Genomic DNA, 24311 nt, shown 5'->3' on the forward strand with positions numbered 1-24311 from the left:
AACTCAGCGTTTCTCCGCGTCGTCCGTCTTGTTCAGATCCATCACCGTCTGCGCCGGCGCTGGCTCTTGCGGCTTGGTCTCGGCAGCCGTGGCGACAGGCGCACTCACCGCTTCGGCCGGAGCTTCCTTCTTGCGCAGACCAATGCGCTTGAACAGCCAACCGACCAGTATCACCGGGATGAACCAGAACTTCTTCAGCAGGACCAGCAGCAGCGCCAGCAAACCGGTCTTGGCGGCGACCTTGCCGGCCACCAGAGCGCCCAGGCCGTAGGCGGCCACGGTATCCAGATCGGGATCGAACTCGGCATAGCGCTGGCCCGGGTTGAACTCGGTCGCCGCCAGCACCGCCGGCACGCTGGCCTCGATTTCCGCCAGCTGATCCATGTTGGCGACGAAATTCAGCACCAGCACGCCCTTACGGCCCAGCACGCGGATGTTGTAGTTGAGGGTATTGGCCTCGCTGTCGCCGAACTTCAGCTCCTTGGCCCAGTGCAGTTTCTTGCCTTCGGCATCGTAGTGTGGCGCGGCGGCCCAACCGACCAGTTGCACCGGCTCGTAGCCGTTCTCCTCACGCCAGGTGTTGGCCTCACGCATGTCGGCCTGCATGTCCTTGAGCATATCGCTGTAATCGATGTCGGCAGCGTCCTCGTCGGAAACGTAGCCGCTGGCTTCGTACTCCACCGTCACGCCCCAGGATTCCTCGGCCAGCGGCGACACACCGGCCGGCAGGATCATGCCCAGCGGCGGTACGTCATCCGGCGGGTTGCCCCAGCCATCGACCAGCAGGCGCTGGGCGTTGTCACCGTCGAGAAAGACCAGCGAATCAGGCAGGTTGAGGGTGGCCAGATCCTTGCCGAGCACAACCCGCCCGGTCTTGAATTCCAGGCTGGCGACGAACTCCTCGGGGCTGATGTATTGCGCCGAATCATCGGTTTCGATGATCTCCTCAATGACCGCAGCGCTGTCTGGCGCGGTCTCGGGGTTGGCGTATGCAGCGCAGGTGAACGGCAGGGCAGCAGCCAGGGTGGCTGCCAGGATCGAATCCTTGATCGACATGGAAACTCCAATAACGCGAGATAGGGTAAATGTAACGCCGTATTACATTAACACGACCTACCTCGCGCTCAGGCGAACCAGTGCACTTTTTTGTGGCTTGCCATCTGGCCGCCAGTGATGGCGGAAATGCCGGCCTGGCAAGACTGCGTGGATGCAGGAGGTAAGGCGGCGCAGGATGCCAAAGCCGGGGAGCAAAACCGGCCTTGCCGACCACCCTCCGGGCTTGCGCGACGAAAGGCTCCCGGCGCTTTATTGCACTTAGCGCCAGTGTCGTTGCTGCGCCCGCCTGGTCCGCCCCGCTCCGAACATCCAGCCGAACAGCACTACCAGCACCTCAGCCAGCCAGGCCAGCAGCAAGGCGCTGATCACGCCCCAGAGAATCGCATCCGGGGTGAACAGCACCTGGTAGCGATAAGCCTGCAGGGTCTCCTGAAACAGCGCGTGATCGGCAGCGGTCGCCAGGTGCCAAGCCTGGCCGTACCAGGCGCCCTGCATGACCTGCCATTCGCGCTCGAGCAAGGCCGCACGCTGCACCAGATGCCCCACGCTATTGGCATCGCTACGCATCACCGGGTCGTCACTGACGCGGTAGTGAGCCACCAGCGCATCCATGTCGCCCTTGAAGAAACTGCGCGCAGTTTCCTGAAAACCTTTGAGGCTCTGCTGCGACTCCAGCCGATGGGCCTCGACCCGCTTGGCGTAATCATCGATGAAGCCCGGCACTTGCACGCCGAGCAACAGGCCGAGAGCGAACAGCGTCAGACGCAGATAGCTTCTAAGCATGAGGTCAGGCCTTGCCGTGAGTGATGCATTCGCCGCGGCGCCACAGGCGCCATTCGCCCGGCTGGTACAGCGACCATTGCTCGTTGTCGGTCAGAGGCTCGGTGGCGATCACCGTCACCACGTCGTTGGGCGTGGTTTGCGACTGGAAATCCACCTTCAGATCGGCGTCCTTGAGTTGCGCCGGGCCGAAAGGCGCGCGACGAGTGATATGCGCCAACTTGGTCGAACAGAAGCTGAACAGCCAATCGCCATCACTGAGCAGGCAGTTGAATACGCCAAGCTTGCGGTAACTGGCACAGGACGCCACCAGCACCGGCAGGAGCATTTCCACTGACACAGGCTCGGGAAAGGCGCGACGCACACGGTTGAGCAAATCGCAGAACGCTGCCTCGCTGTCAGTTTCGCCGACTGGTCGGTAGAAGGTGGTGGAGCCTTCCAGGCCAGCCAGTTGGCCGTTGTGCGCGAAACACCAGTTACGCCCCCACAACTCGCGGCTGAAGGGGTGGGTATTGACCAGGCTGACCTTGCCGACATTGGCCTGGCGGATATGGCCGATCACCACCTCGCTCTTGATCGGGTAGCGCTGCACCAGCTGCGCTACCTCGGACTCGCTGCTCGCCCGCGGGTCCTGGAACAGACGCAAGCCGCGCCCTTCGTAGAAGCCGATCCCCCAACCATCACGGTGCGGCCCAGTGCGACCACCACGCTGCATCAGCCCGGTGAAGCTGAAGACGATATCAGTGGGTACATTGGCGCTCATGCCGAGCAATTCGCACATCGAATCAATTCTCCTTGCCGAGGATCAGGCGCAGACGCTCGGCTTCATCTTGCAGACGCGCTTCGATTCGCTTGCGGCCCATTGGCAGAAAACGCACCAGCAATCGCCAGAGCAGCGCCGGCAGGTCACCCGGCCGACGCGGAATCAGGTGTAAATGAAGATGGGGCACGTGCTGATTGGAATCCGGACCGTCGTTGATCAGCAGGTTGATGCCATTCTCGCCGTAGCCCGCCTCGCGCAGCGCCGCAGCCACACGCTCGGACAAGGCCAGCAGACGCTCACGAACCGGTGGCGGCAGATCACGTAGAAACGGCGCATGCAGGCGACTGACGATCAGCACATGGGCCGGACGCATCGGAAAGATATCCAGCAGTACGATGAAATCTTCGTCTTCATACAGACGATGAGCAGGTAGCCGTTGCTCGGCAATGGCACAGAACACGCAATCCATCGGGCCTCCCTTGCACAAGGCCATCATGCTGAACGCCTGGGCCGGCAGGCGCAAGGGGTCAGATCAAATACGCGGTTCCATACGACCAGCGCGATCGCGTCCATAGTCGCGGATCGGCAGGTCGTCGTCCTCTTCCATGCGCTCGCGCAGGGTGCGCGGGTCTTCGTCGGGCTCGGCGACATGCTCGGCCTGACGCCCTTTCCACCAACGCTCGATGGGCCAGCGAACAGCGACGAACAGCAGATACACGGCGAGCGCGATCAGGCTGTAGAGCGCCAGATCGGCGACCGCACGCCAGGCGTTGTTACCGACCTTGAGCATTACATCCATGGCGGTGACCGCCAGTGCGGGCGCGAACAGCTCGCGCGCCGGGTCGACGATGGTCGGGCTGAACAGCAGCACGGCCATCAGCACCCGCAGCGGCTCGCGCAGATAGCGCCACATCCAGCTGGTCAGGCGCATCCACACCAACAGGCAACCCAGGGCGGCAATCCCGTAGGCCGCCCAGGCCAGTAGGTAGTCGTTTTCATTCATCATAAGCAGGCGCCGGCGTGGCAGGTCTGGCAAAGGGGCGCTTATGATAGCGGCTTTTGCCCAATGCGGCGCCCCTGCCGTCGCCCTCTCGTTCTCTGGAGCCACGCCATGTCCTCTGCCCCCATCGCCCGCCAGGAAGCCGGCAACGACCCCTATCACTGGCTGGAAAACCGCGACAGCGACGAGGTGCTGGCGCATCTGCAGGCAGAAAACGCTTACCTGGACGCCGTGCTGGAACCGCAACAGGCACTGCGCGAGCAATTGTTCGAGGAGATCAAGGGGCGCATTCGCGAGACCGATCTGTCGCTACCGACACCCTGGGGCGACTACCTCTACTACCAGCGCACCACGGCCGGTGACGAGTATCCGCGGCACTATCGCTGCCGCCGCCCTGCCGATGGCTCTCTGGACGTCGACGCGGCCAGCGAAGCGCTGCTGCTCGACCCCAACGCGCTGGCTGGCGGCGGTTTTCTTTCCGTCGGAGCGTTCAGCATCAGCCCTGACCAGCAGCGCCTGGCCTACAGCCTCGACAGCAGCGGCGACGAGATCTACCGCCTGTTCGTCAAGGAACTGGAGAGCGGCCAGATCAGCGAACTGCCCTTCGACGACTGCGACGGCAGCATGACCTGGGCGAACGACAGCCAGACGCTGTTCTTTACCGAGCTGGACGACACCCATCGTCCCTACAAGCTCTATCGTCACCGCCTCGGCGACGCCGCCGCCGAAGCAGTATTCGAGGAACCCGATGGCCGCTTCTTCCTGCACTGCTACCGCTCCAGTTCCGAGCGCCAGTTGATCCTGCAACTGGGCAGCAAGACCACCAGCGAAGTCTGGGTGCTCGACGCTCAGCAGCCGCAGAACGACTTCAATTGCCTGGCACCGCGCGAGGAAGGTCACGAGTACGATGTCGATCACGGCATGCTGGACGGTCAGTGGTGCTGGCTGATCCGCAGCAACCAGAGCGGCATCAACTTCGCGCTCTACCGCGCTACCGAGGAGCAGCCGCAACGCCCGCACTGGCAGCAGATTCGCGCCCATGACCCGCAGGTGATGCTCGAAGGCGCAACGCTGAACCAGCGCGCGCTCACCCTTGCCCTGCGCGAAGGTGGCCTGCCGATCCTCGAAGTGCAGCCGCAGGGCGTTGCAGCCTATCGCGTGCAACTGCCGGACGCGGCCTACAGCCTCTACGTGCAGGACAGCCTGGAGTTTCACAGCCCGGTGATCCGTCTGCGCTACGAAGCGCTGGGTCGCCCCGCGCAAGTACGCCAGCTGGATCTGGTGACAGGTGAACAACAGGTGCTCAAGCAGACGCCCGTGGAAGGCCCGTTCGATGCCGACGCCTATGAAAGTCGCCGCCTCTGGGCCAGCGCCGCCGACGGCACGCAGATACCGATCAGCCTGGTGGCGCGCCGTGACGTGTTCGCCGCAGGCAAGCCGGCGCCGCTCTATCTCTATGGTTACGGTGCCTACGGTGCGAGCCTTGACCCCTGGTTCTCCCACGCCCGTCTGAGCCTGCTGGAGCGCGGTTTCGTCTTCGCTATCGCGCACATACGTGGCGGCGGCGAGATGGGTGAAGCCTGGTACCGCGCCGGCAAGCTCGAGCACAAACAGAACACCTTCGACGATTTCATCGCCAGCGCCGAGTGCCTGATCGCCGAAGGCCTGACCACCCCCGCGCAACTGGCGATCAGTGGTGGCAGTGCTGGCGGCCTGCTGATCGGCGCCGTGCTCAACCAGCGTCCCGAGCTGTTCGCTGCCGCCATCGCCGAGGTGCCTTTCGTCGACGTGCTCAACACCATGCTCAACCCGGACCTGCCGCTGACCGTGACCGAATACGATGAATGGGGAGACCCGAACCAGACCGACGTATTCGCACGCATCAAGGCCTACGCACCCTACGAGAACGTGCGCGCCCAGGCTTATCCGCCCATCCTCGCCGTCGCAGGCTACAACGACAGCCGTGTGCAGTATTGGGAAGCGGCCAAATGGGTGGCCAAACTGCGCCGCGACAAGACCGACGCCAACCTGCTACTGCTCAAGACCGACCTCGGCGCCGGCCATGGTGGTATGAGCGGACGCTATCAGGGCATCAAGGATGTGGCGCTGGAGTATGCCTTCCTGTTCCGTGTGCTCGGGATAGCACACCCGTAGGAGCGGTTGGGCGGCATTCCGCTTCAGCCGCGACTCCCCAAGCATCGCGGCTGAAGCCGCTCCTACAGAACCGACGATCAGTCCTGCTTGCGTTGCCCGTCCAACCCCTGACTGTTACGGCGCATCTGCTCATCCAGTTGCGGAATTGGCTGATCGCCATTGGATCGGGGCGTTGCGCCAGGAAGGGGTTGCCCCTGCGGCGGAGGCAAAAGGGGCGCCGATCCCTGGCGCTTGATCGGTACCGCAGTCGAGGGCTGGCCATAAGGCTGCGGGGTTGCCGTACCCGGCGAGCCGGCCTCCGGCGCAGACGGCATGCGCGCCGGTTGCTGCGCCCATGACAGCGTAGCGAGGCTGGACGCCAGGATCATCGCGGCAAGACGGGGGATACGCATGATGGCTCTCCTGCTCGACTGGCTTTCGTTCTATTCTGGCAACACCTGCCCACGAACGTTCCAGTGAATTGCCTCATGACACCGACCAGCAAGCTCGACAAGATCCTCGCCGAAGCCCAGCAACGCCGCGAAACCAGCTACAGGGAAAAGGCGCTGCGCATGTATCCGCACATCTGCGGCCGATGCGGCCGCGAATTCAGCGGCAAGCGCCTGAGCGAGCTGACCGTGCACCACCGTGACCACAACCACGACAACAACCCGGAAGACGGCTCCAACTGGGAGCTGCTGTGCCTGTACTGCCACGACAACGAGCACCAGCGCCAGGTCGATTTGCATTACCAGAAGGAAGAAGCTGCCAGCGCCGGCTCTGGCAGCAAGGTCACGCACAAGGGGTTGGCCGGGCTGGCCGATCTGCTGAAAAAGTCCTGAGTATCAGAAGAATCTCGTGACACTGATCTTGGCATTGCGCCCCTGGCTGTAGACGCGATCACCACTGAGTGCTGGTTGATAGAAACGGTTGAACAGATTGTCCACCACGAAGTTCACCTCGGTACCTTTCAAACCAGCCTGCTGCGGTATCCAGCTGGCAAATACTCGATGAGTGTCATAACTGGCATTGTCGAAGTGATCGTAAAACGTGTCCCCAACCGAACTGCCCATACCCCCGGAATATCTATCGCTGGGCAGTCGGTCGGTCTTGCGCACGAACTCGCCCTGCCAACCCAGCCGCATATCCGCCTCGGGAATTTTCACTCCCAAAGTAGCCACCCACTTCGCTGGCTGAATACCCCGCGCCCAGACATCCGGCCCCCAAGGATTGGTGTAAGCCCCCTCATGCTCGCCGCTCATCCACGAATAGGACAGGGCACCGAATACACGGGCGCTGTCATAGAAGCTCTCGACCTCGAACCCCTCAATGGTCAGATCACCAATGTTGCGATAGTTACCCTGGGGCAAGTAGGCCCCGCAACTACCCGACAGGGTACCGTTGCTAGCGGCCTGTTCTGCACAGCCTACGCCCACGTTCTTGAAGATTTCGTCCTTGATCTTGTTACGAAACAACGTGGTACGGACCTGCAGGCTGTCGCCATTGACCAAGAGATCACCTAGATTGACCACGCTACCGAAGCGCAGGGCATGGATTCGCTCGGGGTCGAGATCGCGACTGGTTGCCGGTCGAGTCGTACTGTTCTGTACTTCGTACTGCTCATCTATCAGCGGAGCACGCCAGGTCTGCGTGTAATCGGCAAAGAAGCCCAGCTGCTCGGTTGCACGCCAGAACAACGAAAGACGCGGAGACCAGCCCGAATAACTTTGGCTGCTGTAATCATGCCCTCTGGCACTGTTGTTATAGACGGGAGCCAGATTAGGCTCACCTTCATTGCGAACACTGTCAAAACGCATCGATGGCGTAATCGTCAGACGGCCGTAGTCGAGCACATCCTGCACATAGAAACTGTGAGTCAGTTGCTCGCCGCTGGGCATGAAGGTCGGCTGAAAACGGCCAAAATTGTAATTGGCATTGTTGTAGGTACTGGTGTCGATATACATCCGAGTATCGCGGTTGTGCTTGCGCCATGCCCCACCCAATGTCAATTCATGGGAAAACACCCCCGTGTCGAAGCGGCTGGTGTTGCGCAACTCAACGACCTTATCCCGGTATGCGGTATCCATTTTTCGCCCACCGGTTGCGACTTGTACAAACGCACTTTGCTCACGCTCATCGACCTGTTCGACCTTTGACTGCGCATAGCTGAAGGTCAGATCGACCCAGGGGTTATCCAGTGGCTGGAAGTGATACTTGCTCGCCCATGTCGTATCGATAGTTTCCCGGTGGGCCAGGAAACGACGCAACGCGCCTTCATACCCGTACTGGTTGATATTGCTCTGGGTAGGAGGCGTTGGGTAACTGGAAGAAGAGAACGGGGTCCACCTTGTACTTTTCGAGCGCGACCAGGAAAGGTTGACGTCATGCTCCTCGGTAGGATGCAAGTTGAGTTTGAATAAGCCGGCAGCCAAATCCTGAGACGTGTTCGGCAAACGCTGCGGATTGATTGGATAACGATTGTCCGGATCAGGAATGGTGTCAGCGAGTTTGATATCCCGACCGTCACGCCCGGTCAGGTAAAGCAGCGAATCAGCAAAGCCGTCGTCGGTTCGACCATACACTGCGCCACTGTATATCTTCTGTTGATCATTACTGTGATAGCCGTACTTGAGCATGGCACCCGCGTTGCGGCCTTCCTGCAGCAAGTCCTGTGCATCCTTGGTCTCCATATGGACGGTGCCACCAAACCCACCATTGCCGGTAAATACCGAGTGAGGCCCCTTGTCCACCTCGATGCTCTTGATCAGCTCAGGCTCGATGAACACCGTCCCCTGCTGATAGCGTTCGAAACCGCTCTTGGTCGCACCATCCAGGGTGAAGGGAACATCCTCTGCATCACCCAACCCCCAGATATTCATGGTCTGACCACCCGGCTTCGGCGAGCCCCCCATGCTCACACCAGGCAGGGTCTGCAGCAGGCTGGGAACATTGTCAGCCTGCCGCTGCTCGATTTCTCTGCTGGTCAAGGTCGAACGCCCGACGTTGCTGGAGTCGACCTGGCGACCATCACCCACGATGCTCACCGAACCCAGCTCGATGGTATTTTCGTCACGCGCCGTGACGGCCTGCTGGCGCACCACGAAACCACCTGGGGTCACCACCAATTCAAGACCACTGCCTAGCAGCAACTGGTGCAGCGCCTCTACCGGCTCGTAGCGCCCACGCAGCGCACGTCCTTGCAGCCCTTGCACCTGATCGCTCTCGAAAAAGATCTGCAGCTGTCCTTGACGGGCCAGGGCTGTCAACGCACTACCCATAGGTTGAGCGGCAAGCTCGAAGTCACGGGGCTGCGCCTGAGCGATGGTGCTCATCAGGCAACCGATCATCAGTGAGGCACCAGCAGATGCGCATCTCCGGTCATGTGGCAAAAGGCGGGTTTTCATCCAGATCTCCACTACATTACGGCACCACCACGGCATGAGGTGGGCGGAATGGGAGACGGTTAAATGACAAAAACCCACATATGCGAATGAAAATATTTTTAATCTTTCGCTTTCACCACTCGAACACTGCCATCATCCGAACGCTCCAGCGCCACAGGCAACATGACTGGCAGCGCCGCAAGAAAATCATCGGGCCGCGCAAGATCAACGCTACCGGAAACCTGTCTATTGGCCAGAGAAGCATCACCGAGCGAGACTGGAGCAGTACGATACTGCGACAGTTCATCCAGCAATTGCGCCAATGGCAATTGCTGAAAAAGCAGGCGTCCCGACCGCCAACTGGCCACCTCATCCTCGGCAACCCGCGAACGTAGCAGCTCGCCACGAGCCTGCTCGTAGACCGCGCGATCTCCTGCCAGCAGCTCCGTCAGCACTGCCCCTTCCTGCGGACGCAGAGCGACTCGTCCCTGTTCCACTGTCACGATCAGATGCTCGCTACCACGACGCACATCGAAACGCGTTCCGAGCACCGTTACGCTGCCCTCTCCGACCTGCACATGAAAGGGCCGCTGCTCATCCCTAGCCACGCTGAAATACGCCTGCCCCTGCAAAAGCTCGACCTCGCGTCGATCCGGCAGCAAGCGAACCTCCAGACGGGTGTTGCGATTGAGATGAATATGACTTCCATCACCCAGGGTCACCTCGCGAGGCTCCGTGGAACCGCTCACTAGGGTGAGCTCCACGTCCTGCGGACCATCCAGCCAGACAGGCAGCAACGCCAGCAATCCAAGGCAGGCCGCCACGGCCAACGAACGCCAACGCGGACGGCGCAGCCGGCGAGTCACACAAGCTCGTGGCCTGGGCAGATGGGCCATGTCCTGCCAAAGCAACTGCAGATCGGCGAAAGCCTGGGCATTGGCCGGATCGGCCGCAAGCCAGGCCTGAAACCGAACCTCGTCCTGTGCATCGAACGCATCACCACTGCGGCGGGCGAACCAGCTGGCCGCCTGCTCATCAGGCCGCATCACATCGATTCGGTTCTCGCTCATTGCTCATCCGTCCCTGTCTCACGCGCCAGCTGCTGCTTGCAATGCAACAAGGCGGCAGCAATGTGCTTCTCCACCATGCTCAGGGAAATGCCCATACGCGCAGCCACCTGATTTTGCGACAGACCTTCGAAACGGTGAAGGATCAAGGCTTCGCGTCGCCTGGGCGGCAGGTCCTCCAGCACCCGAGCCAATTGTCGCAGCCGCTGCTGCTGATCGAGACGTTCCAGTGGACTAGGCTGTACCGCTGCGGTATCTGCAATTACCTCTAATGGCTCGATTTGCCCCTGACGTTGCTGGCGACGCCAGTGATCACGCAGCAGATTGCGGGCAATATGAAAAAGAAAGGCGCGAGGCTGCTCAACACCATTGCGATCACGCCACCCTAACCACTGGGCGAACGCATCCTGAGCCAGATCAGCAGCATCGGCCTGACTCTCCAGACGTTTGCGAAAGAAATGCGTCAGTTCGGCATGGACGCTGCGATAAACGGAAGAGAAGGTGCCGCGAAACTGCTCATCCACGGACTGCACCACTGGGCAAGGTGCCACAGACTGCCTGCACGAGACCACCTGACTGTAAAAGGCGCCCGAAAGCGCCTATAAATGATAATAAATATCATTTAACAGCCATTGTCATATGCTAGTCAACTCAGCGCAGCAACCGCGTATCCAGCGTCTTCGACGGACCGCCGATGACGTTCTCGGTGATGTCGATGAAGTCCTTGGTGCTGACCCGGTCCAGACGCATCAGTCCACGGGTCACGTCATCCAAGGACAAGTTGCCCTTGTCTTTGGTCTTCTGCCGAATTTCCCGGTCCAGCTCCTGCAGCAGCAGCACCGCACGTGCGGTGACGGGGCCGCTGGCATTGTCGGTGCGCAGGCTGTTGACCGGCTTGCTCCAGCGAATCAGCTGCTCGCGGATCTTCTGATAGCGGTCCTCGCTGATACCACCCGCGCGGCGCATCAGCTCGATGGCGTAGTACTCGGCCAGACCTTCGGCGATCCAGTCACTGCGCTCGCGGCCATAGATGCGGCCGAATACGTGCACCAGTTCGTGCACCAGTGAGCTGGTGCCATTCTCGCTGACCAAGGGCCGGTCGGCGTGCATGAAGTAGGAATTGGCCGCCGACAGGCCGCCGCGCCACATCGGATCGCCAGCGCCGACGATCAGCAGTTTGTCCGGGTCGCGCGGAAAAACCTGCTGCATCTGCGGCCAGACGAAGGTGAGGAAGGTCATGATATCCATGCGCCGCATGCCCTCGCCGACCGGCGCGGAGATGGCGATTTCGGTATCGCCCAGGCGGGTGCGACGGGTACCCAGCTTGCCGGCAAGCATCCAGCCGGTCGGGCGGTCGAACTTGCGCTGCGGGTTGTCGATGCGAAAGCGGTTCTTGCCGATGCGCGGCCAGCCGGTTTCCACGCTCTTCCAGCCCTTGGGCAGATCGAACTGCAGGCGCGCCACCAGCTCGGTCTTGTTCTGCTGATCGAGCTTGGCCGCCGGAATCAGGTCGTCACCCCTGAACAACGCCCAGTCGTCGGTCATCCTGGCGTCGTAGCGCCCCGGTTTGCGTTCGTTGTCGATCAGCACGCGGTAGCTCAGTACGCTCTTGCCCTCGCCCGGCTGCCACTTGCCGCGCCCGGCAACCTCCTGCGACCACTGGCCATCGGCCTTGAAATCGCTGAAGCGCCCGTCTTCGCCAAGATTGAAGTCGAGGCTGCGCACCCGCTCGCCCTTCTCCAGGGTGATGCTGACTTCAGCCTGATTGCTCTCTGGCAGAAAGCGCACCCGGTAATCCAGATCGACCTTCTGCGTGGCGGCGAAGGCCGGCAGACTCAGAAGCAGCAGAGACGCGTACAACGGCAAGCGAAGGGACATCGAGCAAAACTCCTGATGCGGGACGTGGCGGCATATGACAGCTGCGCCACAGGGCAAATTCCATGAACGGGGGACAGATTTGCCACGAAGCCGCGCAGCAATCAACCCGCGCGGAAAATCAGATGATCTTCCCAGTCGTCTTCGGCCACGCTGTTCTCACTGAGCATACGTCCCGATTGAGAAACTCGCTCGGCGTGCACGGCATCCGGGTCGCCGCTGACCAGATGATGCCAATGTGGCAGGTCCTTGCCTTCGCTGACCAGGCGGTAAGCACAGGTCGGCGGCAACCACTGGAACTGGTCGGCCTGCGCCGGGGTGAGCTGAATGCAGTCAGGCACATGCTTGACCCGGTTGGGATAGTCGCTGCAGCGACAGGTCTGCAGGTCCAGCAATTTGCAGGCGATGCGCGTGTAGTAGACGGCACCATCGTCCTCGTCCTCGAGCTTCTGCAGACAGCACAGGCCACAACCGTCGCACAACGACTCCCACTCCCCCTGATCGAGCTGGGCGAGGGTCTTGCGTTTCCAGAAGGGTTCGAGATCGGCGGCCATGGCAGCAGTATGGACTCAGGCGGAAAAAGCGCGGCAGTCTAGCTTGGGCGGCACGCAGGGCCAAGCTGCCCTGGCCCAACGGCATCAGTAACCGCGGGCGAAATCCACTTCACCACGCAACGCCTCCCCGCTTTGCCAGCGCGCCAGGTTGTCGATGAACAGCTCGCTCATCAGCAGCGGGTCGGTGGGCGCCGAGCTGTGGCCAGTGAGCAGCAGACGCGGTGCGTTCCAGAACGCATGACCGGGCGGCAGCGGCTCTTCGCGACAGACATCGATCACCGCGCCGGCCAACTGGTTGCGCTCAAGCGCGGCGACCAGATCGGCATCGACCACGGCGACGCCGCGTCCGGCATTGATCAGCACGGCTTGCGGGCGGAAATGGGCAAGCAGCCGGGCATCGTACAGATCGCGCGTTGCCGGCGTGTCCGGCAGCAGATTGACCACGTAATCGGCCCAGGCGACCCTTTGCGGCAGTTGATCCATGGCCGCCACGTCGAGAAAGGGCGCCTGCTCACGCGCCTGACTGGCGACGCCACGCAGCTCCACGCCGAAGGGCTGGAGAAAGTCGGCGACGGCCTGACCGATATCACCGCAACCGACCACCAGCACCCGCCGCCCACGCAGGCTGCGCGGCAAGCTGTGATCCCAACGCTGCTCGACCTGCGCCGCCAGCCGGGCGAACAGGCGCCGCTCATGGGCCAGCAGATGACCGAGCACGTATTCGGCCATCACCTGACCGAAGATGCCGACGGCGCGGGTCAGGCGATAATCGCGCGGTAATCCTTCCGCCAGCAGCGGCGTGATACCGGCCCAGGTCGACTGCAACCACTGCGGGCGCGCGCCTTCGCGCAGCAAGGGCGCGAGCAGGTCGGGCTGCCCCAGCCAGAGGTCGCATTCGCCGGCGACCGCACGCAGCTGTTCGAGCTGCGCGCCTGCTACCAGTTGCAGTTCAGGGCGGGCGCTGCGAATGCGCTCGGCATAGAGCGCGTGATCCTCTTCAGCGATCAGCAGGCGCATGGTTTACACCGGATCGTTACGGCGCAGCAGTTCGTCGGGCAGATGCTGAATGTACTCCTCCTCGGGAGGCGGCATCTGCAGGTGATAGCCCTGCGTTTCGAGGTTTTCCAGCACGGTGGCGATGTCTTCCCGAGATAACTGCCGCTCCGGGCTGAGCACCAGATCGAAGGCGTGCGCAGGCGGGCCGAACACAGCGAGCAGCCCTTCGGGCACACGCTTCAGGGCATCGGCCTTGAGCACGTAGAGATACATCTCGTTCTTGCGCGGGCTTTTGTAGATGGAACAGATGCGTTTCACGCGGATTCTCCTTCAGCGGCCAGGCAGTCCAGAAGAGCCTGGCCCATCAACTCCCGGCGCCAGCCGCGCAGGGAGTCGGGCAATTGATAAGGACCATTGGGATAGCCGCTTTTCAGCAGGGCTTCCAGGGTCTTCTTGCGCAACATCAGCTCGGGCACGATATCCAGGCGCTCGCCCTCGCGCTGACCGACGGCACGCAGCTTCTTCAGCAGCGCCGAGGCTTCGATCGGCAGCGGCTCGGGCAAGGCTTCGGGCCACTGCTCGGGCGGCAGCGCCGCGGCCTCACGCATCAGCTGCAGCAGCGTCTCTCCGTCCTGACGCACGGTTTTCGGATGCATGTCCTCGATACGCGCCAGCGCTACCAGATTATCCGGCTGGGTACGTGCCAGCGGCCACAACGAATGCTCACGCAAAATGCGATTGCGTGGCTGGTTGCGCGCACGCGCCTGACGCTCGCGCCAGGCGCACAGCGCGCGCAGCACGGCCTGCTGCTGACGCGAGAGTTTCCAGGCCAGCTTGGCATCGCGCCAGGCATCTTCTGGAGCGACTTCACGACCGAGATTGGCGACCAGCTCGGCACCGTCCGCCAGAATCCACTCGACCTTCTGCGGCGCCAGGCGGGCCATCAGGGCGCGGTACACCTCGACGAGATGCGAGACGTCCTCGGCGGCGTAGCGCACCTGCAGTTCGGACAGCGGCCGTTGCAACCAGTCGGAGCGGGTTTCGCCCTTGGGCAGCTCGATATCCAGCAAGGCTTGCACCAGGCGCGAGTAGCCCATGGAGAAGCCGAGGTTGAGATAACCGGCCGCCAATTGCGTATCGAACAGCGGCGCCGGCAGGCAGCCGGTCAGGCGCAAGAAAACTTCCAGATCTTCACTGCACGAATGCAGCACCTTGACCACGGTCGGCGCTTCGAGCAGCGCGGCGAACGGCCGCCAGTCGCTGATACGCAGGGGGTCAATCAGATAGGCACCATCGCCAGCGCTGACCTGCAGCAACCCGGCGATGGGATAGAAGGTGTCGACGCGCATGAACTCGGTGTCCAACGCGACGAAGGGCAGCGCCTGCCAGGCGGCGCAATGCTCGGCCAGGCTGGCGTCGTCGAGAATCCAGTGAATGTCGTTAGCCACGCGGCTCTCCCGTCTAGAATGCCGCGCAGTATATATGCCCAGGCCATTGCACGGGGCAGCGGCCTGCCGCCGATGGTGGGAACTGTGTAATCTGTGCCGCGCACCACCTCCTACACGGAAGAACAACAATGCTGAAGAAACTGCTTGCCCTGATCGTCGTGCTGCTGGCCGCTGCCGCTGGTTACCTGGCGCTCACCCCCAGCCCGATCGATCCGCTGCCCTGGGACGCGGCACCCGCCCCGGCGATGACGGGTGCACTGGAACCCAACGACACCCTGATGAAAGCCGAGCTGCTGGCACGAGGCCAGGTGCATGGCCCGGAAGACACCGCAGTCGATGCTCAGGGCCGGGTATATGCCGGCCTGCATGACGGCCGCATCGTTCGCGTGCTGGAAGACGACAGCCTGGAAACCTTCGCCGACACCGGCGGCCGGCCGCTGGGGATGAACTTCGACGCCAGTGGCAACCTGATCGTCGCCGACGCTTACAAGGGCCTGCTGAGCATCGACCCGCAAGGCGCGATCACGGTACTGACCACCGAAGCAGAGGGCTTGCGTTTCGCCTTCACCGATGACCTGGACATCGCCAGCGACGGCACCATCTACTTCAGCGACGCCTCGTCGCGCTTCGAACAGCCGGACTACCTGCTCGACCTGCTCGAAGCCCGTCCTCACGGCCGCCTGCTGAGCTATGACCCGGCCAGCGGCGAAACCCGCGTATTGCTGAAAGACCTGTATTTCGCCAACGGCGTAGCCCTGTCGGCGAACGAGGACTTCGTGCTGGTCAACGAGACCTATCGCTACCGCATCACCCGCTATTGGCTCAAGGGCGACAAGGCGGGCCAGCACGATATCTTCATCGACAACCTGCCAGGCCTGCCGGACAACCTGCAGGGTGACCGCAACGGCACCTTCTGGGTCGCGCTGCCGACACCGCGCAAGGCCGACGCCGACTTCCTCCATCGCCACCCCTGGCTGAAAGCACAACTGGCCAAACTGCCGCGCGCGCTGTGGCCGAAGGCAATCCCTTACGGCTTCGCCATCGCCCTCAACGAGAACGGCGAGATCATCCGCAGCCTGCACGACACCAGCGGCACGCACCTGCGCATGGTGACTTCGGTGAAGCCGGTGGGCGACTATCTGTACTTCGGCAGTCTGGACAACGACCGCATCGGCAAACTGCAGATTCACTGAGAGTCTGCCCACGATCTTTCGACGAGATGTCACCTGCGAATAACCGTAAAAAGGCGAAGCGGTCATTCGCGGTGGTGCGCCAAGTTGGTGGGCTGAAGCCCACCCTACGGTAGGGTGGGCTTCAGCCCACCAAATCAAAAGGCTGCAGGCTCAGACCTTCTGGGCAATCCAGATGGTATGCCGCGTGCCCCGATTGCCGTGGGCATACACCTGCACCGCTTCACCCTTGAAACCCGCCTTGCGCACCTTCTCCGAGAATGCCCGGTCGGCGCTGGATGACCAGACCGCCAACATGCCCTTGGGTCTCAGCGCTTTGGCGCACTGGCGCAGGCCGTCCATGCTGTACAGCCAGTCATTGCCCTTCTGGGTCAGCCCTTCGGGACCGTTATCGACGTCCAGCATGATCGCGTCGTAGCAATGCTCGGCGGCCTGCAGCACCTTGGCGACATCCTCCTGAATGATCACCGCACGCGGGTCATGCAACGGATAACCGGACTTCGCCCCCAGCGGGCCGCGGTTCCACTCGATCACCCCAGGCACCAGCTCGGCCACCTCCACCTCGGCATCCGCGCCCAGATGCTGTAGCGCCGAGGCCAGGGTAAAGCCCATGCCCAGACCGCCGATCAATACCCGCACCTGCGCTCGCCCGGCGATCTGCTTGCAGGGAATAGCGGCCAGGGCATCTTCCGAGCCGTGCATGCGGGTATTCATCAGTTGCCCGCCATCCCCACCAGCGATCTTGATAACGAAATCTTCGCCGTATTCGAACAGGTTCAGCGCACCAGTCGTACCCGGGATCGGAGCAGTGTCGAGCAAGACAAAACGTTTCATGCAGAGTGCAGACCTGTGTAGCGAGCGTGAGGGCAGGCAGCATGCCTGAAACAGTCCGGCAACACAGCCCCGCCAGAAACGACAAGGCCCCGCGTTTGTACGCGGGGCCTTGTGACGACAGCGACGCTGCTTTCAGAGCCTGTTCAAAGTCAGCCTTTGAACAGTTTCTCAGACCACGCCTTGCGCCAGCATCGCATCGGCGACCTTGACGAAGCCGGCGATGTTGGCGCCCTTGACGTAGTTGATGCGGCCGTTCTCCTCACCGTGGTGCACGCAGGCATGGTGAATGTTCTGCATGATGCCATGCAGACGCTCGTCCACCTCACCGGCGCTCCAGTGCAGGCGCATGGCGTTCTGGCTCATCTCCAGGCCGCTGGTGGCCACACCACCGGCGTTGGAGGCCTTGCCCGGTGCGTAGCAGATGCCGGCTTCGACGAACAGGTCCACCGCTTCCAGAGTCGAGGGCATGTTGGCGCCTTCGGCCACGCAGATGCAGCCGTTCTTCAGCAACGTACGAGCGTTCTCGCCGTCCAGCTCGTTCTGCGTCGCGCAGGGCAACGCGATATCGCACGCCAGGCCCCAGGGGCGCTGACCCGCGAGAAACTGCAGGCCGTAATGCTCGGCCATCTCGCGCAAGCGACCACGACGCACGTTCTTCAGCTCAATCAGGTACTGCCACTGCTCGTCGCTGAGGCCACCCTCGGCATACAGACTGCCTTCCGAGTCAGACAGCGAGATCACCCGACCGCCCAGCTCCATCACCTTCTGCGCCGCGTACTGGGCCACGTTGCCGGAGCCGGAAATGGCCACACGCTTGTCCTCGAAGCCCTGGTCGATACGCTTGAGCATCTCCTCGGCGAAATACACGCAGCCATAGCCAGTGGCTTCCGGGCGGATCAGGCTGCCACCGTAGCTCAGGCCCTTGCCGGTCAGCACCGAGGTGAACTGGTTGGACAGACGCTTGTACTGGCCGAACAGATAACCGATCTCGCGACCGCCGACGCCGATATCGCCGGCCGGCACGTCCAGATCGGCGCCGATATGACGGTACAGTTCGGTCATGAACGACTGGCAGAAGCGCATCACCTCGCCTTCGCTCTTGCCCTTGGGGTCGAAGTCCGCACCGCCCTTGCCGCCGCCCATGGGCAGCGAGGTCAGCGAGTTCTTGAACACCTGCTCGAAGGCGAGAAACTTGAGCACGCCCAGGTTTACCGAGGGGTGGAAGCGCAGACCGCCCTTGTACGGGCCGATGGCGCTGCTCATCTGGATGCGGTAGCCGCGGTTGACCTGCACCTGGCCACGGTCATCGACCCAGGGCACGCGAAACAGAATGGCGCGTTCCGGCTCGACCATGCGCTCGAGAATGCCGGCCTCGCGATAACGCGGATTGGCTTCGAGGAAGGGCCACAGACTGCGCACCACCTCCTCCACCGCCTGGTGGAATTCCGGCTGATCGGGATCGCGCTGTTTCAGGCGCGCCAGGAAAGAATCGACGGACAACGACATGCGGCACCTCGACACCACGCAGATAAAGTGGCCGGCACTCTATCAGGCACAAAGGCACCAAAACAGATCAAAATGTCGCCTTGATGAAACTTTTTAGTGCATTACCCCATGAGCCAAGATTTTAATGGCTCTATATCGGAAGCCGACTGACTCAATAACGCACCAAATAATGGCCTTAAGCGCACGCATATCGATCACGTTTTTTGAACCGAGGCTCACCACTGGCGCGACAGGTCTGCCGAATGAGCTGAACAGGCTCTTGCGTGATGGAGGATCGGATCGCGGGCCAGGCGGTATGATGGCGCAAACCCTGCTACGACACAGGAGACACCATGCCACTCGCTCAACTGATCAGCACGGAACACCTTCAACAACGCCTGGGACAGGACAATCTGCTGGTACTGGACTGCCGCTTCGCCCTCGAAGACCCGGCGTACGGACGTCGCAGCTACCTTGATGGGCATATCCCGGGCGCTCATTTCCTCGACCTCGAACAGGACCTCTCCGCCCCGGTGGTCAAGGGCATGACCGGTCGCCATCCGCTACCAGACCCCAGCGCCCTGGTCGAACGCCTGCGCAGCTGTGGCCTGCGTGCAGACAGCCAGGTGGTGCTGTATGACGATGGCCCCGGCGCCTTCGCCGCACGCGCCTGGTGGTTGCTGCTGTGGCTGGGCAAACGTGATGGCCTGTACCTGCTCGATGGCGGACTGAAAGCCTGGCGTGAAGCCGGTCAGGAACTGACCACAGCGGCACCGAGCAACGCCCCCGGCGATTTTGCGGCGCAGCCCGACAGCAGCCTGCTGCTGACTGCCGATCATCTGGCCCAGCGCCTGGGCAACCCGGATCTGACCCTGCTCGACGCCCGTGCACTGCCGCGCTTTCGTGGCGAGGTCGAGCCGCTCGACCCGGTCGCCGGGCATATTCCCGGCGCGCAATGCGCTGTATTCACCGACAACCTGGATGGCGATGGCCGCTTCCTTCCGCCGGCCGCCTTGCGCGAGCGCTTCGACAAGCTGCGCGGGGAACGCTCGCTGGAAAACCTGGTGGCCTACTGTGGCTCCGGCGTCACTGCCTGCCACAACCTGTTCGCCATGAACCTCGCCGGTTACCCCCTGGCACCGCTCTATGCGGGTTCCTGGAGCGAATGGATCACCGATCCGACGCGCCCGGTAGCCACGGGTGATTGATCGATGGTTTTAAGCACCAATCGAAATATGCCCAATAACTCAGATCTGAAATCAATTTAAAAACAGTCCTTTACAGCTGAAATATCGCACTAGACTTGAAAATGAGCGGCTAACCCCGCTCCCGGTGGGGCCTTTATCGAAGAGCCACTAGAAAAGCTGCCACGCGCCCGGCCCCACCGGCACCCTCCACGAGGATGCCATGGGAATAGCCGCCTGCGATCTCAGCCAGCACGTGATCCGCCCTACCCTTCTCTATCTCGAACGTCATAGTGCGACGGCCGAAGCGCTGCTGCTGGGGGCTGCGGCCTGTCAGTCGGCACTGGGCAGCGCGCTGGACACCCCGCAAGGTCACGGCCTTTACCGCATCAGCGAACAAAGCCACCAGAGACTCTGGGATCAGCATCTGGCCTTCGACCCGGAGCTTGCCAGCCGTGTACGTGGCCTCGCCAGCCAGCATGCCTTTCTGGAAGCGCCGCACATGGAGCTGACGGTCAACTTGCGCTACGCCACGGCCATTGCCTGGCTACTGGTGGAAAGCGAAAACCTGGAGCTGCCGGCTGCCGATGACCTGCTGGCCATGGGCCGAATCTGGTGCAAGGTTTTTCAGCCACAGGCGGGCCAACATGACTTTCTCGCTGCCTGGCAACGCTGCATCGAGCCCGTCAGCCAGGTAGCCTGACCGAATCGTCAAAAAATCCAATTTAGAAAATCCATACATTATCAAACCAATTGTCCGACAATACGCTCTATTTCGGGAACTTCAGCGCCTTGGCAGGGGTCAGGAAAAACTGTAGCGTGCGCCCCCCGCCTCACCACAGGAGCTTCCCCGTGAGCAAACGTCTTCTCAAGACCGGTCTTGCCGTCGCCATCACCGCCACCTCGAGCCATGGTTTCGCCAGCGGCTTCGCCCTCAACGAACAAAGCATTTCCGGCATGGGCACTTCCTTCGCCGGACGCTCATCGTCCGCCGATGACGCCAGCACCGTGTTCGGCAACCCCGCCGGTATGGCCCGTCTCAAGCGCGACGAAGTGTATGTCGGTGCTGCGGCGATTCATGCCAAGAGCGATATCAGCCACGCCAGCGCCAACGCAGGCCCCCTGGCGCTGTCGGGTAGCAACGACGGCGATATGGTTCCGACCACTGGCGTACCCATGGGTTACTACGTCAAGCCACTGGACGACAAGGTCGCCTTCGGTCTGGGCGTATACGTGCCCTTTGGCCTGATGACCGACTACGAGAGCAGCTTCCAGGGCCGCTACTACGCCGACAAGAGCTACGTGCGGGTGATCACCGTGCAGCCGACCCTGAGCTATCGCTTCAACGACAAGCTGTCGCTGGGTTTCGGCCCGACCTTCAACCACATCGAAGGCGAACTCACCTCCTCAGCGCTCAACCCGCTGAGTCCCGGTAGCAATGACGGCAAGGTGAAGGTCAAGGGTGACGACACCGCTGTCGGCTTCAATGTCGGTGTGCTCTACGAGTTCACCCCGAACACCCGCGCAGGCGTGACCTACCATTCGCGCGTGAAGTACGAACTGGAAGGCGATACTCGCGTTTCCGGTAGCGGCGCGCTGGCCGGCATCGCCGGCAAGTACGACGCCAATCTGGACCTGACCACGCCCGAGTCGGTGGATATGTCGATCACGCACGACCTGAGCGATGCGCTGACGCTGTATGTCGGCAGCACCTGGACGCGCTGGAGCCGCTTCAAGGAAATCCGCGTGGAGAACGACTCGGCAACGCTGCCGGCCAACCTCTCCACCATCGTCGAAGAGCAGAACTGGCACGATACCTGGGCCCATGCGGTCGGCCTGTCGTACAAGGTCAGCCCGCAGTGGACGCTGCGCACCGGTATCGCCATCGACCAATCGCCGACCAACAACGTCGACCGCTCGCCGCGCGTGCCCTCCGGTGACCGCACCATCTTCAGCGTCGGCGCCGGCTGGAGCCCCAACCAGGACATGACCATCGACGTGGCCTATTCCTACCTGCAGGAAGAGTCGGTGGACGTGAACCACGTCAGCGCTACCCGTGGCACCTACAGTGCGCGCTACAAGAACAGCGCTCATGGCCTGGGCGCTTCACTCAGCTACCGCTTCTAATCGAGGCGCGGCCTTGGCTAAACTCACGCGGCAGAACAACAATAAAAGCCGCGTGAGAACGTCATGACTGCCCTCTGCACCACCCTGCCCGACAATCTTCGCCTGCTGCTGGTCGACGACCACCGCATCTTCCTCGACGGCCTCTCCCTGGCCTTGTCGCCACTGAGCCAGAACCTGCAGATCCACACCGCGCACAGCGCTGCAGAAGCAGAGCAGTGTCTGCGTCAGCATGACTACGACCTGATCCTGCTCGACCTGCGCCTGCCTGACGAGCCCGGCATCGAGCTGCTGCAGCGCTGGCAGGCACGCGGCGAGAGCACGCCGGTGGCGATTCTCAGCGCCAGTGATTCCGCGCTGGAGGCGCAGGCGGCGCTGACCGCTGGCGCACTCGGCTTCATCCCCAAGAGCTCCGATGGCAACGCCCTGCGTCAGGCGGTGACCCGCGTCTTGCTCGGCGAAACCCTGCCGGCGCCAAGCAGCTCCTCACCGCTGACGCCCAGGCAGCTGGAGATTCTCCAGTTGTTGGCAGAAGGCTTGCCGAACAAGGCCATCAGCCGCGAGCTGGGCCTGGCCGAAGACACGGTAAAAACGCATCTCAAGGCGCTGTTCGAAACCTTCGCCGTGCATACCCGCACCGCCTGCGTCAGCGCCGCTCGTCAGCGCGGCTGGCTGTGATCAGCTGAGCGCCTGGCGTGCTTGCAACTGAGTGGCCAGCACCTGACGCAAACGCGCCGGCAACAGAGGCTTGCCCAGGGGGATGACGTGCGCCGGCAGGCAGCGCTCGTGCAATTCGGGGCTCAGATCGGCAGTGATCAGCAACGCCGGCAACATCTGCCCCGCCGCCTCGCGCAGTCGCTCGATGGCTTGCAACCCGTCACCCTGTTCAGCCAGCCGATAGTCGCTGATCAGCAACTGCGGCGCCTCCTGACGCAAAGCCTGCAGGGCACTGGCAAGGTCGGCGCAGGCCTGCACCTGACAACCCCAGCGACGCAGCAAGCCGGCCAGTGCTTCACGCCCGGTGGCGTCGTCTTCGAGCAACAGGATGCGCCCGTGCAACGCCTGCGCAGCATCAATGCGTGGTGCCGGCGCCGGCACCTCAGCCAGCGGCAGGCGCAGGACGAAACGCGTGCCAGCGCCAGGCCGGGAATGCAGCCGCAGGGGATGCTCCAGCACCTCGGCCAGCTGCCGCACGATGGCCAGGCCGAGACCGAGTCCGCGTTCGGCATTACGCCCCGGATTGTCCAACTGGCGAAACTCCTCGAACACCAGCGCCTGCTCTGCTTCGCTGAGACCGCGGCCATCGTCCGCCACCTCCAGCACGATCTCGTCGCCCTCCCGCCGCACACTCAGATGCAGATGCTGCGCCTGCGCGTGTAGCAGCGCGTTGTTGAGCAGATTGCGCAGCAGTCGTTCCAGCAGCAGCGGGTCGCTGTACACCCCGCACTCGTCACAGTGCAGCTGGAGTTGCAGTCCCTGTTGCTGCGCCTCCGGGGCCACTTCGGCGATCAAGCGTTCAAGCAATGGGCTCAGGGCGAACGCATGCGGTCTGGCCTGGACACCACCGGGCAGGGTCAGACGGGTGTAATCGAGCAACGATTGCAGCAAACGCCCCAGTTGCTCCACCGATGCGGCCAGACGCGCGCTGATGCGCCGGGTCTGCTGATCACCGCCCTGCGCCACCAGGTGTTCGGCGTACAGCCCCATGGCGTTGAGCGGCTGACGCAGGTCGTGGCTGGCAGCCGCCAGCAGACGCAGTTTGCGCGCATCGTCGGCCTCGGCTCGCTGGCGCGCCAGATCGAGCAGGCGCAGGTTCAGCCAGGCGCCGCGCTGACCGTGCTCCTGCATATAGGTGCCGACGCTACCGATCAGGTTGGCGCAGAACAGAAACAGCCCCTGGTAAGCCAGTTCGCCTCCCGTTTCACCGAACAGCACGCCAATGCCGATGAACAGCAGGCAGAAGCTCCAGCTGCACAGACTGATCGCGCGGAACGACAGCCCCAGCAGGGCGTAACCGAATAGCAGAACGAGGAACAGGCCGTCATAGGGCATCGCCACGCCCTGCTGCCAGCACAGGTGCACGATGAGCGCGACGCTGACGCCGTTGACCCAGTAGGCCGCGGCATAGACCAAAGGCACCCTGGCAGATGGTGCATCGGCATGGCGGCAATAGAAAAAGGACAGCGCCAACACCACCAGGGCGAGCAGGCGCAGCGGTAACACCGACAAGCTGACCGCCAGCGGCATCAGCAGAAAATCCAGCAGCGCATAGATCAGCTGGAACAGCGCTGCAGTGGGGGCGATCAGGGGCAGACGCCGACGAATGCGCTGCACCCGATGCTCGGTGAAGCCCGCTTCCAGCTCGGCAACGAAACGCAGCGAGCGATAGCCTCGGCGCTGCTGGGCCAGCAGCAGACGCTCACTCATGAGCGGCGCCCT

General features: G+C 62.4%; 24 protein-coding genes. 7 read left to right on the forward strand and 17 right to left on the reverse strand.

Annotation, left to right across the window (positions count from 1 at the left end):
- Positions 1–3: 3 nt before the first annotated feature.
- The 5 genes from BLR77_RS01075 to BLR77_RS01095 all read right to left on the reverse strand — a co-directional run bounded on the left by BLR77_RS01075 (position 4) and on the right by BLR77_RS01095 (position 3605).
- Positions 4–1056: a DUF2167 domain-containing protein gene (locus BLR77_RS01075; RefSeq protein WP_074675055.1), complete on the reverse strand. Its 1053-nt coding sequence runs from the start codon at positions 1054–1056 to the stop codon at positions 4–6.
- A 258-nt stretch (positions 1057–1314) separates the two neighbouring features.
- Positions 1315–1839 carry a DUF2937 family protein gene (locus tag BLR77_RS01080; protein WP_074675056.1) on the reverse strand — a complete coding sequence of 175 codons (525 nt, stop codon included), beginning with the start codon at positions 1837–1839 and terminating at the stop codon, positions 1315–1317.
- A 4-nt stretch (positions 1840–1843) separates the two neighbouring features.
- Positions 1844–2617, reverse strand: a complete 774-nt coding sequence (locus BLR77_RS01085; protein WP_074675057.1) for a class II glutamine amidotransferase — start codon at positions 2615–2617, stop codon at positions 1844–1846.
- Between the two features lie 4 nt (positions 2618–2621).
- Positions 2622–3068, reverse strand: a complete 447-nt coding sequence (locus tag BLR77_RS01090) for an HIT family protein (RefSeq protein ID WP_074676720.1) — start codon at positions 3066–3068, stop codon at positions 2622–2624.
- A 63-nt stretch (positions 3069–3131) separates the two neighbouring features.
- Positions 3132–3605, reverse strand: a complete 474-nt coding sequence (locus BLR77_RS01095; RefSeq protein ID WP_074675058.1) for an MFS transporter — start codon at positions 3603–3605, stop codon at positions 3132–3134.
- Positions 3606–3710: 105 nt separating this feature from the next.
- Here BLR77_RS01095 and BLR77_RS01100 point away from each other — a divergent pair, with 105 nt between their 5' ends.
- Positions 3711–5753, forward strand: coding sequence for a S9 family peptidase (locus tag BLR77_RS01100; protein ID WP_074675059.1), 2043 nt, complete (start codon positions 3711–3713; stop codon positions 5751–5753).
- Positions 5754–5830: 77 nt separating this feature from the next.
- On the opposite strand, the gene BLR77_RS01105 is transcribed toward BLR77_RS01100, so the two are convergent.
- Positions 5831–6145 (reverse strand): hypothetical protein, encoded by a 315-nt coding sequence (locus BLR77_RS01105; protein WP_074675060.1) that lies wholly within the window; start codon positions 6143–6145, stop codon positions 5831–5833.
- Between the two features lie 75 nt (positions 6146–6220).
- Between BLR77_RS01105 and BLR77_RS01110 the strand changes: the two genes are divergently transcribed.
- Positions 6221–6574, forward strand: coding sequence for a YajD family HNH nuclease (locus BLR77_RS01110; RefSeq protein ID WP_074675061.1), 354 nt, complete (start codon positions 6221–6223; stop codon positions 6572–6574).
- Positions 6575–6577: 3 nt separating this feature from the next.
- Here BLR77_RS01110 and BLR77_RS01115 read toward each other — a convergent pair whose 3' ends face one another.
- The 8 genes from BLR77_RS01115 to rnd all read right to left on the reverse strand — a co-directional run bounded on the left by BLR77_RS01115 (position 6578) and on the right by rnd (position 15055).
- Complete coding sequence (locus tag BLR77_RS01115) at positions 6578–9079, reverse strand: TonB-dependent receptor (RefSeq protein WP_139202907.1); 2502 nt, start codon at positions 9077–9079, stop codon at positions 6578–6580.
- 155 nt (positions 9080–9234) lie between these two features.
- On the reverse strand, positions 9235–10185 hold the full coding sequence (locus BLR77_RS01120; protein ID WP_074675063.1) for a FecR family protein: 951 nt from the start codon (positions 10183–10185) through the stop codon (positions 9235–9237).
- Entirely contained in the window at positions 10182–10706 is a 525-nt protein-coding gene (locus tag BLR77_RS01125) for an RNA polymerase sigma factor (RefSeq protein ID WP_074676722.1), read from the reverse strand. Before BLR77_RS01125 ends, BLR77_RS01120 begins: the two co-directional genes overlap by 4 nt.
- 127 nt (positions 10707–10833) lie before the next feature.
- Positions 10834–12060, reverse strand: coding sequence for a gluzincin family metallopeptidase (locus tag BLR77_RS01130; protein ID WP_074675064.1), 1227 nt, complete (start codon positions 12058–12060; stop codon positions 10834–10836).
- A gap of 101 nt (positions 12061–12161) precedes the next feature.
- Positions 12162–12611 (reverse strand): YcgN family cysteine cluster protein, encoded by a 450-nt coding sequence (locus BLR77_RS01135; RefSeq protein WP_074675065.1) that lies wholly within the window; start codon positions 12609–12611, stop codon positions 12162–12164.
- Between the two features lie 84 nt (positions 12612–12695).
- Complete coding sequence (locus BLR77_RS01140; protein ID WP_074675066.1) at positions 12696–13628, reverse strand: D-2-hydroxyacid dehydrogenase; 933 nt, start codon at positions 13626–13628, stop codon at positions 12696–12698.
- Between the two features lie 3 nt (positions 13629–13631).
- Positions 13632–13925, reverse strand: a complete 294-nt coding sequence (locus BLR77_RS01145) for a YcgL domain-containing protein (RefSeq protein WP_074675067.1) — start codon at positions 13923–13925, stop codon at positions 13632–13634.
- Positions 13922–15055 carry a ribonuclease D gene (rnd, locus tag BLR77_RS01150; protein ID WP_074675068.1) on the reverse strand — a complete coding sequence of 378 codons (1134 nt, stop codon included), beginning with the start codon at positions 15053–15055 and terminating at the stop codon, positions 13922–13924. Before rnd ends, BLR77_RS01145 begins: the two co-directional genes overlap by 4 nt.
- Positions 15056–15186: 131 nt before the next feature.
- On the opposite strand from rnd, the gene BLR77_RS01155 reads away from it, so the two are divergent.
- On the forward strand, positions 15187–16248 hold the full coding sequence (locus BLR77_RS01155; protein WP_139202909.1) for an SMP-30/gluconolactonase/LRE family protein: 1062 nt from the start codon (positions 15187–15189) through the stop codon (positions 16246–16248).
- A 150-nt stretch (positions 16249–16398) separates the two neighbouring features.
- Here the strand turns inward: BLR77_RS01155 and BLR77_RS01160 are convergent, their stop codons facing one another.
- Together BLR77_RS01160 and gdhA are read right to left on the reverse strand one after the other, a co-directional pair.
- The gene (locus BLR77_RS01160) at positions 16399–17079 is read right to left on the reverse strand and encodes a spermidine synthase (protein WP_074675070.1); all 681 of its coding nucleotides are present in this window, start codon (positions 17077–17079) and stop codon (positions 16399–16401) included.
- 168 nt (positions 17080–17247) lie between these two features.
- The gene (gene gdhA, locus BLR77_RS01165; RefSeq protein ID WP_074675071.1) at positions 17248–18585 is read right to left on the reverse strand and encodes an NADP-specific glutamate dehydrogenase; all 1338 of its coding nucleotides are present in this window, start codon (positions 18583–18585) and stop codon (positions 17248–17250) included.
- A gap of 332 nt (positions 18586–18917) precedes the next feature.
- On the opposite strand from gdhA, the gene BLR77_RS01170 reads away from it, so the two are divergent.
- The 4 genes from BLR77_RS01170 (at position 18918) to BLR77_RS01185 (ending at position 22550) form a co-directional block, all read left to right on the forward strand.
- Positions 18918–19772, forward strand: coding sequence for a sulfurtransferase (locus tag BLR77_RS01170; protein ID WP_074675072.1), 855 nt, complete (start codon positions 18918–18920; stop codon positions 19770–19772).
- Positions 19773–19971: 199 nt separating this feature from the next.
- Entirely contained in the window at positions 19972–20451 is a 480-nt protein-coding gene (locus BLR77_RS01175) for a hypothetical protein (RefSeq protein ID WP_074675073.1), read from the forward strand.
- 149 nt (positions 20452–20600) lie between these two features.
- On the forward strand, positions 20601–21875 hold the full coding sequence (locus tag BLR77_RS01180; RefSeq protein WP_074675074.1) for an OmpP1/FadL family transporter: 1275 nt from the start codon (positions 20601–20603) through the stop codon (positions 21873–21875).
- Positions 21876–21938: 63 nt separating this feature from the next.
- Positions 21939–22550: a response regulator transcription factor gene (locus BLR77_RS01185; protein WP_074675075.1), complete on the forward strand. Its 612-nt coding sequence runs from the start codon at positions 21939–21941 to the stop codon at positions 22548–22550.
- Here BLR77_RS01185 and BLR77_RS01190 read toward each other — a convergent pair whose 3' ends face one another.
- A complete protein-coding gene (locus BLR77_RS01190) occupies positions 22551–24299 on the reverse strand; it encodes a hybrid sensor histidine kinase/response regulator (RefSeq protein WP_074675076.1) in 1749 nt (582 codons plus the stop codon).
- Between the last annotated feature and the right edge of the window lie 12 nt (positions 24300–24311).

It is taken from the genome of Ectopseudomonas alcaliphila (assembly GCF_900101755.1).
Classification (GTDB): Bacteria; Pseudomonadota; Gammaproteobacteria; order Pseudomonadales; family Pseudomonadaceae; genus Aquipseudomonas; species Aquipseudomonas alcaliphila.